A 12,779-nucleotide genomic window follows, 5' to 3' on the forward strand; every position below is an offset into this window, starting at 1 on the left:
ACAACATCACAGATAAAGCAGTAAGTTGCCAGTTTCCTGCTCGCATCAGTTGGTTAAAAACACAATTACAGATTTCTGACAGCCAACTCCCAAAAGTTGACTGCCCTGCCTTGCAAACATGGTTAACAGGCATTAACCCTCACCAAGCAACGTTAGTCTTTGCTGCTGACTTTATTAATAATCCTTCATCCATGTTTGGTCATACTTTATTAAGAATAGATACGGCTGAACAAACTGAAGACACCCGTTTATTGGCTTATGCGGTCAATTATGCTGCACAAACCAATACTGCCAATGGTTTAGAGTTTGCTTATAAAGGTTTAACTGGTGGTTATGCAGGGGCTTTTTCGATTTTGCCCTATTATGAAAAAGTCAAAGAATACAATGATTTTGAAAATCGTGATTTATGGGAATATCAGCTTAATCTCAGTCCTGAAGAAATTACCCAAGGTCTAAATCACTTATGGGAAATTAAACGGGTTAATTTTCCTTATTATTTTTTATCGTCAAATTGTTCTTATCAATTATTAGGCTTATTAGAAGCAGCTCGTCCAAATACCTATTTACGCCAAGATTTTCCGATTTATGCAATTCCAACTGACACCTTACGTCGAGTATTAGAAGAAAAAGATATTTTACGCAAATTGGTCTACCGTCCTGCAAATGGCACAACACTGGCCTATCATGCCCAACAAAATAACCCACTTCTTAATAAAGCCGCAAAAGCCCTTGCTAAAGATGTTAACTATTCTGTTACCCACTTAAATAGTGCCGACCAAGCTCGTGCTTATGAAATGGCTTATGATTATTTGTATTATTTATTTTTGGCGCATAAAGTCGATAAAGACACCGCACCTAGTCAACTTCGCCAATTATTAATAAAACGCAGCCAATATCAAATCGCTGATCAACGGATAACACCTCCTCAGCCCAAAGTTGATCCTGCACAAGGTCATGGCACAACACGTTTACAATTTGGCTTGAGTCACCAGCAAGATCAAGACATCAGTTTTGCCGAATGGCGGCCTGCTTATCAGGATTTATTAGACAATGATCAAGGCTATAGACGTGGTGCAGGCATTGATTTTTTACGTTTGCGTGTTGGTTATAACCACTCGACACAACAAGCCAAACTATTAAATTTTACTTTGCTTAATATTGACTCCTTGGCATCAGGTAACGACTTTATTCAGCCTTTATCATGGTCTTTTGCCTTAGGTTTAGAACAAGAGGCGATTGATAACCAACAATTTAGTGAGCAAAAACAACATACCGTTAGTTATGTGCGTGGTGGCGCAGGTGTGGCTAGTCCTTTACACAGCCAAGACTGGTTATGCTTTGCTTTAGCACAAGGTCATTTTCAAGCAGCCACCGCTATTGAAGATGGTTGGCGCGTTGGTGTGGGAGGAAAACTCGGCTGTCGTCAACAAACAGTGCATGGTCAATTATTATTAGATGTACAACCCATGTATTACAGTGACCATCAAACCTTGACCACCACCACACGAGCCGCTTATCAATGGCAATATTCAGTAAATCAAGGTGTACGAGTGCAACTATTAAATCAGCAACAAAAACACAAAGACTGGCAAAGTATTGAAGCAAGTTGGGTGCGTTATTTTTAATCATCTACCTTTAAAACATGATAAGCGTCATAAAGTTAACCAAATTTTGGCCGTTTATAATAATTTTACACTTGTAAAATAATCGAATTTTGCCATTAGTCAAAGCTAAGTTGTTGCAGTCTTAACAACAAGCCCCTAACATTACCAAGTTTTCATATTTGGATCTGACTGGCATGACTGAGCCTTCGTTGCTAAATAAAATAAAAGGTAGCACTCGTTTAATAATTTTGACTGGTAGTACTGCGCTACATTCTTTAGGCATTATGGCACACTACCCCCTTAAAAAATTATTACCAACAGCCACCAGTGATAAATTTGTTCATCCTGCTATTTTTAAATGGGCAGAAAATTGGACACGTGTTAATAACTTATTTATGAATCGACTACCTGATATTAAATTCGAAGTCGATTTACCTGCAGAAATTAATTACGATGGCAAATACTTTATTATTGCCAATCATCAAACATGGGTTGATATTATTGTTTTGCAATACGCTTTCCACAAGCGCACCACCTTTATTCGTTTTTTTACCAAACAAGAATTAGCCTACATTCCCTTTTTAGGCTTAGCGTTATATGTCATGGATTTTCCTTACATGAAGCGTTACTCCAAAGAAACATTAAACAAACATCCAGAACTACAAGGCAAAGATATTGAAACAACCAAACAATCTTGTAGTCAAATTAAACGTAACCCTTTTGCTATCTTAAATTTTCTAGAAGGCACACGTATCACCCCTAAAAAACACCAATTACAACAATCGCCATATCAATATCTATTAAAACCAAAATCAGGCGGAATGGCTTTTGCCCTCAAAGCATTAGGTAGCGAAATTAAAGAGTTAATTGATGTCACCATATATTATCCCGAAGGAGCACCTCGCTTTATTGATTTTTGGTCAGGAAAAACCAAAACAGTCATCATCAAGGGTAAGATTCGTGCTATCCCTGAAGGCTTTAGCGATGGTGATTATGAAAACGATCCTGAATTTAGAGAACGCTTTCAAACTTGGGTTAATGAATTGTGGCAAGAAAAAGATGAAGAACTCGCCAAATTTAATCAACAACTTCCAACAAATAAGCCTCAAAGCTAGTTAGCTCGTCATTTAATCATGCTAGAATTGTTCGCTTTTTTATAATCTGTTGCATAGCCTTTGTAAGGCTGCAAATCATTTGTACTAAGTCTCGACTTAGCTTTGTGTCAAGATACAGCTTGCGCTGATCTGATAAATAACATAAAAGGAAGCTGATATGGCTATTATTGAAACCATTAAATCATGGTTTGGCAAAAATAAACCAACCCCCCTTGAAGACAAAAAACCAGTCGTCACAGCACCACCAAAAACTGCTGCACCGATAATCACTATTAATGAACAAGATGTTGCCAATAGCCAATCTCATCAGTCTTTATTAGATATTTTAAATAACGCACAAGCAAGTTTTAGTGTTAAAGAATTAGCCATTAAACGCATTGAAGATCAAGAATTATTAGCACAACTCGCCAGCCAACATAGTATTGCCAAAATTCGTCAACAAGCTGCTGAAAAATTAGTAGACTTAACTTTAATTGAAAAAACAGCTCAAGCTTTAAAACAAAGTGATAAAGGTGTATATCGAATTTTACGCCAAAAACTAGATAACCACGAGCAACAACAAAAACAACTTCAAGAAAAACAACAACGTATTGATAAAATTTGCAGTGATTTAAACAATTTACTTAACAGTGCGCATAACCCTCTTTTTAATGCCAAAGTACAAAGCTTGGCACAGCAATGGCAGCAACTTAATCAAGAATTCGCGATTGACGTCACAAGCCAACAACGTTTTGATCAAGCTTATCAACAGGCTCAACAACTCGTTCAACAACATCAAGCTCAATCTGCCAAAGAACAACAAGCACAATTAATGCAACAACAGTTGAGTGAACAATTTACCTCCCTGAGCCAGTCTATATCCACCACTGAACAGTTGGATGAATTATTAAGCATTAACCAACAACTAAATCAATTACGACAACAATGGCAAGCGACAATTGTTATTGTTAGCCCAAATAATGAATTGCAAAATTCGGTACAAACTGATGAAGGCAAACTAAACCAAATTAGCCGCCAATTGGATAAACTTTCTAGTCAAATTCCAGAAATTATTCAATTAAGCCAACAATTATTAGATAACCCTATTCAACAAGGCACTTATCAACATTTACAAAAACGCTTAAAAAATGCCAATCTCAACGATGCTATTTGGCAAATTCCTATCCTAGCGAGCGTACCCCAAGCCATCAAACTTGCTGAACAAGCATTAAAAGCACAAAAGCAAGCGCAACAAAAAGCCAAAACAGAACAAGCTATCAACACGCCAACTAAAGCAAAAGTTGACCACGAATTAGACTCATTGATTCAAAAAATCGGTGAATTAATAGCTAATGGCCAACATAAAGAAGCAGAGCCTTTGTTGCGTCAAGCACAACAATATGCCAAAAATCACAAACTCTTTGATGCACGCTTGGGTGATTTTATTGAAGAAATGCAAAAAATGCGTGATTGGGCAGGTTTTGCAATTATTCCTAAAAAACAAGATTTATTGCGACAAATGCAACATTTGGCACAACAAGCCACTGAAGCCAACTTAGACGCACTCAATCACTTAGATAAAATAAAGGCTTTGCAAGCTGAATGGCAAGGTTTGGGTATTGCCAACAATGAACAAGAAAAAAACTTGTGGCAACAATTTAAAGAAGTTTCTCAACAAGCTTATGCTCCTTGCCAACAGTTTTTTGATCAGCAAAATGCCATTCAAGCCGAAAACGCTGCACAACGCCAAGCTTTATGCCAAGAATTAAAACATTATTTAGATAACTTACCTGAACAAGTTAACTGGCAAGGTCATATTGCTATTCTCAAAAAAGCCCGTGAAGACTGGCAAAAATATCATCCTGTTGAAGCAAAGTTACACAAAAAACTTCAAGCTGAATTTACTCAAATTATCAAAGCATTAGAAGATAAACTTCATGCAGAATATCAACTTCAAGAAGATAAAAAACGCGGTTTAATTGTTAAAGCTGAAAACTTATTAAATCATGAAAATATTTTTGAAGCCTGCCATCAAGCCAAAGATTTACAAAACACATGGAAAACCTTAGGTTCTTGTGGTCATAACAAAGATCAACAATTATGGGAAGAATTCCGTCAGCATTGTGACGCATTGTTTGCAAAACGTCATGAAGCCAAAGCTGCAAAACAAGCAGAAGATGCACAAGTTGTTGCACAAGCAGAAGAGTTGCTCAAACAACTTCATACCCTACTTAATACGCCAGAACACACACCAACATCTGAGCAAGTAGAACCCTTACTTCAACAATTAGACAGTCAGTATTTTCCCAAAGAAGCAAATCACGAGTTACGCAAACAAATCAATCAATGCCGCCGCCAATGGCAAGATTACTTGGCTAAGCAAGTTGATAGTGAAAAACAAGCCAGCCTCAAACAGCTTAGCCAAACACTAGATTTGTGTTTAGCTGCTGAGAATGTTGTATTAGCAGGTCAACCTGTTTCTGTTGAAATGGTTTTACAATGGCAGGAGAATGTTGCACAAATTCACCATTATTTTAAAAACGCCTTACAAAAGCGTTGGCAAAATCTAAGCACACTCGCTAATGATGAAACCGAGCAACAGCTACGTGAAGAAAAAGCTCAAGATGCTTGTTTATTATTAGAATTATTATTAGCAATTGATAGCCCTGCTAGTGAAAAAGCTGCACGCATTGCCAAAAAAATGGCCTTATTTGAGCAGCAAAGTTATCCCAAAACATCTCAAGATGCTCAAGTTTTAATTATTACTACACTCAATCAAATTTTACTGATTGGTGGTTTAAATCCTGAACGTAGCCAATCATTAAAACAACGCTTAAATGCCATTTTGATGAGTGCAGCCCTATCTCGAATGCTGTAAGGTAAAAACTCTCCCTGAGCTAAAAGGGAGAGTCTTTGTACGGAATATTTATGGTTATCAACTGGCACGCATTTAAAGAGCATAAAGAAGCAATGCCTTTATTAATCTTTGATATTGCCATGCTTGCCCTAATTAGCCTAAGTTTATTATGGTTACTGATTGATTCTTTACTCATCAATACTGGTATTGGCATTCTCTTAAGCCAACAAGCTCCTCATCTAGTATTGGCTTATGAAAAAAATTGGCATCCGCATCTTAAATTATACGATACATTATTTACCTTATTTTTGTTATTTGAACTAGTCATCCGTTGGGGATGGGCTATTTATAAACAAACATACCATCGCTGGTTTTTTTATCCTTTTGTTCACTGGTACGATGTATTAGCCTGTTTACCTAATTTGCAATTTTTACGTTTATTGCGTTTAGTCTCTGTATTTTACCGGCTTCATAAACTGGGGATTTTATTAATTGGCACCCGTTTAGTTAGATTTGCCAAAAAGTACTACAGTATTGTTTTAGAAGAAATTTCTGATCGTATTGTGTTAAATGTTTTAGAGGGTATTCAAAAAGAATTAAAAACAAATAATCCCGTTGCCAGCGAACTGCGTGAAAAAGTCCTCAATCCACAAAAAACGATCATTACACAGTGGTTTGCTAATAGAATCAGTCACTTTGTCGATATTTCTTATCAAAAACACGAGCAAGAATTAGCAATTTATCTCAATCAATTGACTTATCATGCAATTAGTCATAATCAAGAATGGCAACAATTAAAAAGACGTCTGCCATTTGTTGGTGGCTTAATTGAGCAAGAATTAAATGCTGTAGTTAGTAGCTTAGTGAATGATATGGCACAGACCATTCTAAAAGACTTATCACACAAAGATAATGCGGCTCTGCATGATCTTGCTAATGCTGCTTTTGACACTTTTACGCTATCTGATGAACAATTAGATGTTGCCATCGAAAAAATAGCGATTGATGCGATTGAAATCATTAAAAAACAAGTTGCTGTGCAACAATGGAAACTTGATGAAGAAAATGAAAAGAAATAGCATCATTTAGCTCACTTTGTGAGCATAAACGATCTAAATGCAGACAAATAAGCAATAAGCGCATAAGTACTAAGGATAAAGTTGTATCTAGGTATAACAAAGCTCTTGCTACTTGAGCAAAGTCAAAGTATCTTGCGCAACAATCTTTCGACTGGATTTACACGATAATAATCAGAACAATCAACACAAAGATCAGGACTTACGCATTTCACTGCAATTAGCGAGTGTTATACATCAATAAGTGATCACAGCGTCAGCCCTCAAATGATTTTTCATATTGATCTGTTCTCACATTGTAAATCCCCTGCTTCTATTTTGGTTATTTATTTCTTAAGTGTTTTAAAATTATGTCAATCGACGAAAACAAAGCATTACGTTTAATGGGGCGAGTTTTAACGCTTTCGCGCTTACGCGTACAGTCTTCTGTTCCACAAGCCATTGTTGAAGAACTTACCAAATTAACCCTCGAAAATCCGATGTTACAACAAGGCTTACCTGTTGTTATCGAATCTGACTATGAGCTTGATTTAGCTTGGTTAGTCAAAGTCTTAAAACGAACAGGCGTTCAGGTTTTAGGAGTGGCTGCAGGGGTACTCAGTGAGCAAGCTATCGCCTTAGATTTACCCATACTTCCGCCCGATCACACTAAAGCAGCATCTCGAGGCTCAACACAACAAGCAGCTACTACTAGTGCTGCCCCTAAAGCTGTTATCGAGCAACCTAAATTACCAGCCAAAATGATTACCGATCCTGTACGTTCTGGCCAACAAGTATATGCCGAAAATAGCGATTTGATTGTGTTAGCCCCCGTTAGCTCTGGTGCAGAATTAATTGCTGATGGTTGCATTCATATTTATGGTGTTCTGCGTGGTCGAGCGATTGCAGGAGCGACAGGAAATCCTCAAGCACGAATTTTTTGCAAAAAACTAGAAGCTGATCTTGTTGCCATTGCTGGTGTCTATATGGTTGCAGATCAAATACCCAATAAACTACAGAGCAAATCAGTACAAATTTATTTAGGCGAAGATGGCAATATTGTTATTGAAGCGTTGGATTAACCTTTTAGCATTTATGTCGTTATCACTTAACGGATTGATGCCTTAAATATGTAAATACAACTTTGTATAATTAACAAGCTGTTGCAATCTATTGGTAATAAACAAGACAAATGAACTGTTTATTTGTTAAACTTGATAGAATTTTTATTATTAACTTAGGAATTGAGCTTTTAAAACTCAAACCTAATTACAATCAATAGAGGAAAACGTCGCTGTGGCAAAGATTATTGTTGTAACATCAGGAAAAGGCGGTGTAGGCAAAACGACAACCAGTGCCTCTTTTGCAACAGGACTTGCGTTACGTGGTTTTAAAACAGTCGTCATCGACTTTGATGTGGGTTTACGTAACTTAGACTTAATTTTAGGTTGTGAACGTCGTGTTGTGTTTGACTTTGTGAATGTCATTCACAATGAAGCCAAGTTACAACAAGCCTTAATTAAAGACAAAACGGTTGAAAATCTTTATATCCTTGCTGCTTCGCAAACACGAGACAAAGATGCTTTAACACAAGATGGTGTTGAGCGTGTGTTAAACGAACTCAAGCAAGATTTTGATTATATTGTTTGTGACTCACCTGCGGGTATTGAACGTGGCGCACATTTGGCCATGTATTTTGCTGATGAAGCTTTAGTGGTCACAAATCCTGAAGTTTCTTCTGTACGTGACTCAGATCGTGTTCTAGGCTTATTAGCGAGCAAAACTCAAAAAGTTGAACAGGGTCGCGGTCGCTTAAAAGAGCATTTGGTCTTAACACGTTACAATCCTAATCGTGTTGTTAAAAACGAAATGATGTCAGTTAAAGACATTGAAGATATTTTAGCAATTCCGTTGTTAGGGGTAATACCTGAATCAACCTCAGTTTTAACGTCTTCTAACAGCGGTTCACCTGTTATTAGCGATAAAAATAGTGATGCAGGCTCAGCTTATGATGACTTGGTGGCTCGCTTCTTAGGAGAAGAACGCCCACATCGCTTTTTAAACCCAGAGAAAAAAGGATTGTTCGCTTGGTTACTTGGGAGCTAAATCATGATGGATTGGCGCAAGATATTTGGCGGAGATAAAAAATCTAACACTGCCAACACAGCTAAAGAACGATTAATGGTCGTTGTTGCCCATCAGCGCGGTTATGGCAGCGCGGCCTCTTATTTACCCAAGCTACGAGAAGAAATTCTGTCAGTGGTGCGTAAATATGTTCAAGTACCCGATAATGCTGTCGATATTAAGGTTGAACAAAAAGATGGGCTTGAAGTCATCGAAATGGATATTACATTACCCGATGACAAAAAAATTGCCTTATAATAGCTAACAAGCTTAGTAAATCACAAAGCCGCTTTATGCGGCTTTTGTTATTGTTTTTGGAGAACTCTTATGGCCTTATCACAACCAACAACATTTAATGAAGAATGGAACGATGAGCGTATTAATAGCTATTTAAATCGTCAAGCACCTGCTGGCGAAGATGCAGATTTTAATGTGTTGTATGTTGCTTATAAGCATATGCGCCCTAGTGACTATGAACGTTTTTTAACGGCTTTTACTGCACAAGGTCGTAATTTACAAGCCATCAACTCACAAGGTTTAACCATACAACAACTGATTAGCCAACATCCTAGCTCCACAGAGTTTTTGAACGTATTAGCTAAATTTTAACTGCTAAACTGACTTACGAAAACCACTTCGTAAGTCTTTAGATTTTCAACCGTCTAAAAGCAAAAAAGCCGTAAGACTTTAATCTTACAGCTTTTTAATAAAGTGGCGCAGCGGACGGGACTCGAACCCGCGACCCCCGGCGTGACAGGCCGGTATTCTAACCGACTGAACTACCGCTGCGCGATAACTTACGACATGGTGGATGTTGAGGGGTTCGAACCCCCGACCCTCGCCTTGTAAGGGCGATGCTCTCCCAGCTGAGCTAAACATCCAATCTACTACATTTGCTTAACGCTTTGTTTCGTTTGCGTCATGTCGTTCGGTATGCTGCGTATTATAGGGGGAAATTTTTGATTGTCAAAAGTTTTTTTGACCTTTTTATTTCATTTGCACAAAAAAGACTCAAAAAGCATTTTTATGCTTCATAATTGCACAAAAATAAATTTTATAGCATATTTTTCAATCAATACAATAAGTTATTAACACAATAAAAAGCAAGTTTTGATACTTGCCTTTTTATGTATATCTAGAACTAATGTGCATGATGCATATTTTGACTAAATATTTGTGTCAACTTAGGCACTAATGCTAAGGGAATATCATGTCCCATACCCTTAATAAGTTCTAAGTGTGCACCTTTAATACTTTTGGCAATAGCTTTACCACAAGCAGGACGCAATAATTTATCTTCTTTACCATGCACAACAACCGTTGGCACATGAATATGACGAGCAAGGTGTTTAAGATTACCTGTTCCCATCACTGCTAAGAAATGACGCTTCACCCCTGCTGGATGATAACTGCGATCCATGAGTTTATTCGCAAATGCTCTTAAATCTTCAGGATGTGTACGATAAGATGGACTGCCAATCGTAGTGAATAGATTAACACTATGATCGAGTAAGGCTTCGCGTGAGTTATCATTGCCATCAGGTCGACTAATCAACGACATGAGTGCTTTGGGTGCAGGTGGTGGTAATAAAGGCTGATTATTACTGGAAAATAAAATCCCTAAACTTAAGACCCGATTTGGATATTTGGCAGCAATAATTTGGCTAATCATGCCGCCCATTGATGCACCAATGATATGGGCTTTATCAATGCCTAAGACCGACATTAAACCCACTGTATCAGCAGCCATGTCATATAAATCATAAGGCGCGGGATTAGGTAGCCCTAATTGGAAACGTGCCATTGACAATAAAAAGCTTTGTTTGTGACTACGTTTTTTAATTTTACTGGATAAACCAATATCACGATTATCAAATCGAATAACTTGATAGCCTTTATCAACCAAAGTTTGGCAAAAGCTATCAGGCCAAATCAACATTTGTGCGCCTAACCCCATAATTAACAAAATGGCTGGGTCATGGCTATTGCCCCAACGCTCATAACATAACTCTATATCACCAACTTTTGCGACACCTTGAATTGGCTGCATTATTCAACTCCTAACTTTTTTGACTTACGCGGTTATCGCTTATTTGTTCGCATTTCAGGCATTTTCAATGCCTTTATGTTCACAAAACGCGCTAATTTCAGCGAAATGCGTAAGTCCTACTTTTTTGACTGACGATTACGGCTTTTTACACTATTTTTAACGGACTGGGCATTATCTACAGTTAACGCACTGTTTGGCAAATCAGCCAACCATGACTGCCAAGGGGGAATCCATCCGCCTGTTGCTTGTTCTAAAGCGACGGCACAAGCCAAAGATAGATGGTCATTATCTTGATTAGCCACCACTTGAATGCCTGTGGGTAAGCCTTTTTCGTTTAAGCCCATTGGAATTGCAGTTGCGGGTAACTCCATGGCATTAACAATCGCACAATCGACAAAATCAAAGGGTTTAAAAATTGGCGCACCATGACGAGGAGCAACCTCTGGAAAAACAGGCATAATCAATACGCCATCATCTGCCAATAAGTCATTAAGTTGCTGCTTCAGTTGATGACCTTTTTCAACAAAATGCTTGCGTGAACCTGTGGCTAAATTTGGAAATTGTTCTAATAAAGTTAACACCAATAAAGGCAAGGTATGTGGCGATTTTTTGCCTTTTACTGCCATATTCAATAAGGCTTTTACAGGATGTTTAACGTGATACTCGCCAAATAACATTGCCGTAAAGGAATGTTCGGGCGTGGATGAATCTGCTAACAAGCTCGACCAAATCATAAAAGCTTCATCAACGAGCGGCAAATCGACGGTAATATGGCTTGCGCCTTGTGCCACTAAAGCTTCTACAGCACGTTGTTGCGCATCTAAAATATCAAAGGTGGCTTTTGGCCCACGTTCTGGCGCAATAGTAATCACCCGTAGCTTGCTAATATTTACGTCTTTAACCGATTTAAGTTTATGACTGTTTTTACCTGCTAATAAACGCACTAAAGGTTCTAAATCTTCGGCTTTACGACACAACGGCCCTGACGATAAATAATTGAGTGTTTGGCCATGTGCGCTGGGAAAGTGGCCATCATTGGCAATTAATAAGGGTGAGCCTTTGTGGCCAAAGACACCATTAATAAAAAAAGCTGGCATACGAATTGAACCTGCCACATCTGACCCTAAGCCAAATGGACTTGCGCCTGCCCCAACAATTGCGCCCTCACCACCTGATGAGCCACCAGTAATTCGACCACGATCATAGGCATTTTTACTGCGACCATAAACACGGTTATAGGTTTCGTACCACATGGCTAATTCTGGCGTGTTGGTAACACCTAAGGGAATTGCTCCTGCTTGGCGCAATACCTTAACAGCATAGGCATCTTGTTGACCAAAAATATCTTTACGGGACACCATGCCCACGGCTTGTGGCATACCTTCAAATTCAAAGGTGTCTTTGATAGTACATGGCACGCCAAATAATAAGGGTAACGTTGAGGGGTCTTGAGTTTGTGCTAAAACAGCATCCGCTTGGTCTGCTTCGCGTAATGCTAGGGCAAAACGGTCATAAATAATGGCATTAAGACGTGGATTAACACATTTCACTTGGGCAATGTGTGCTTCAACCACGGCACGAGAACTGATTTTTTTGGCTTTAATATCCGCAGCTAACGAGATAGCGGATTGTTTTAATAACATAGACTCCCCCTAGAATACTCTTTCTAGGACTAACGCGGTTATCATTTATTTCGATGAAATGCGTCAGTCCTGTTTTGTTGTCGTACTATCGTACAATGTTATAGGAAAATCTAGGTCTTATCGCGCCATAAAAATTGTCATTTTATGACTTTGTTATTTGCTTATTTTGCCATTTTTGGTGTTAAGAAAGGACAACGCTAAATTTATATCCATAATCAATATATGGTTTATTTAGCATTTGCACATAATCAAAAAAAGCTTGTTCCAATATTTTATAAACTTGTGGACGTGGAATAACTTCTTCACCCTTGACCGAAAAACGACATAAAGAAAAAGTGCATAAATATCCACC

The 12,779-nt window shown here is 38.1% G+C and carries 10 protein-coding genes and 2 tRNA genes; 8 read left to right on the forward strand and 4 right to left on the reverse strand.

Features of this window, described 5'->3' with window-relative positions:
* The 8 genes from Q0212_RS04685 to Q0212_RS04720 all read left to right on the forward strand — a co-directional run.
* A partial coding sequence (locus Q0212_RS04685; protein WP_297922943.1) for a DUF4105 domain-containing protein occupies nt 1-1,625 on the forward strand: 1,625 nt, incomplete at its 5' end.
* Nucleotides 1,626-1,798: 173 nt separating this feature from the next.
* Entirely contained in the window at nt 1,799-2,719 is a 921-nt protein-coding gene (locus Q0212_RS04690) for an acyltransferase (protein WP_297922946.1), read from the forward strand.
* Between the two features lie 157 nt (nt 2,720-2,876).
* Complete coding sequence (locus tag Q0212_RS04695; protein ID WP_297922949.1) at nt 2,877-5,576, forward strand: DUF349 domain-containing protein; 2,700 nt, start codon at nt 2,877-2,879, stop codon at nt 5,574-5,576.
* A gap of 50 nt (nt 5,577-5,626) precedes the next feature.
* Nucleotides 5,627-6,634: a hypothetical protein gene (locus Q0212_RS04700; protein ID WP_297922952.1), complete on the forward strand. Its 1,008-nt coding sequence runs from the start codon at nt 5,627-5,629 to the stop codon at nt 6,632-6,634.
* A 347-nt stretch (nt 6,635-6,981) separates the two neighbouring features.
* Nucleotides 6,982-7,692: a septum site-determining protein MinC gene (minC, locus tag Q0212_RS04705; RefSeq protein ID WP_297922955.1), complete on the forward strand. Its 711-nt coding sequence runs from the start codon at nt 6,982-6,984 to the stop codon at nt 7,690-7,692.
* Nucleotides 7,693-7,906: 214 nt separating this feature from the next.
* Nucleotides 7,907-8,716 (forward strand): septum site-determining protein MinD, encoded by an 810-nt coding sequence (gene minD, locus Q0212_RS04710; protein ID WP_297922957.1) that lies wholly within the window; start codon nt 7,907-7,909, stop codon nt 8,714-8,716.
* A gap of 3 nt (nt 8,717-8,719) precedes the next feature.
* Nucleotides 8,720-8,992, forward strand: a complete 273-nt coding sequence (minE, locus tag Q0212_RS04715; protein ID WP_297922960.1) for a cell division topological specificity factor MinE — start codon at nt 8,720-8,722, stop codon at nt 8,990-8,992.
* 69 nt (nt 8,993-9,061) lie between these two features.
* Nucleotides 9,062-9,343 carry a PA4642 family protein gene (locus Q0212_RS04720; RefSeq protein WP_297922963.1) on the forward strand — a complete coding sequence of 94 codons (282 nt, stop codon included), beginning with the start codon at nt 9,062-9,064 and terminating at the stop codon, nt 9,341-9,343.
* 103 nt (nt 9,344-9,446) lie between these two features.
* On the opposite strand, the gene Q0212_RS04725 is transcribed toward Q0212_RS04720, so the two are convergent.
* The 4 genes from Q0212_RS04725 to Q0212_RS04740 form a co-directional block, all read right to left on the reverse strand.
* Nucleotides 9,447-9,523: transfer RNA gene (locus Q0212_RS04725), tRNA-Asp, on the reverse strand.
* Nucleotides 9,524-9,539: 16 nt separating this feature from the next.
* A tRNA-Val gene (locus Q0212_RS04730) sits at nt 9,540-9,615 on the reverse strand.
* 260 nt (nt 9,616-9,875) lie between these two features.
* Nucleotides 9,876-10,784, reverse strand: a complete 909-nt coding sequence (locus Q0212_RS04735; RefSeq protein WP_297922966.1) for an alpha/beta hydrolase — start codon at nt 10,782-10,784, stop codon at nt 9,876-9,878.
* Nucleotides 10,785-10,900: 116 nt separating this feature from the next.
* Nucleotides 10,901-12,427 carry an amidase gene (locus Q0212_RS04740; protein ID WP_297922969.1) on the reverse strand — a complete coding sequence of 509 codons (1,527 nt, stop codon included), beginning with the start codon at nt 12,425-12,427 and terminating at the stop codon, nt 10,901-10,903.
* Between the last annotated feature and the right edge of the window lie 352 nt (nt 12,428-12,779).

The organism is uncultured Agitococcus sp., from assembly GCF_937920075.1.
Taxonomy (GTDB): Bacteria; Pseudomonadota; Gammaproteobacteria; order Pseudomonadales; family Moraxellaceae; genus Agitococcus.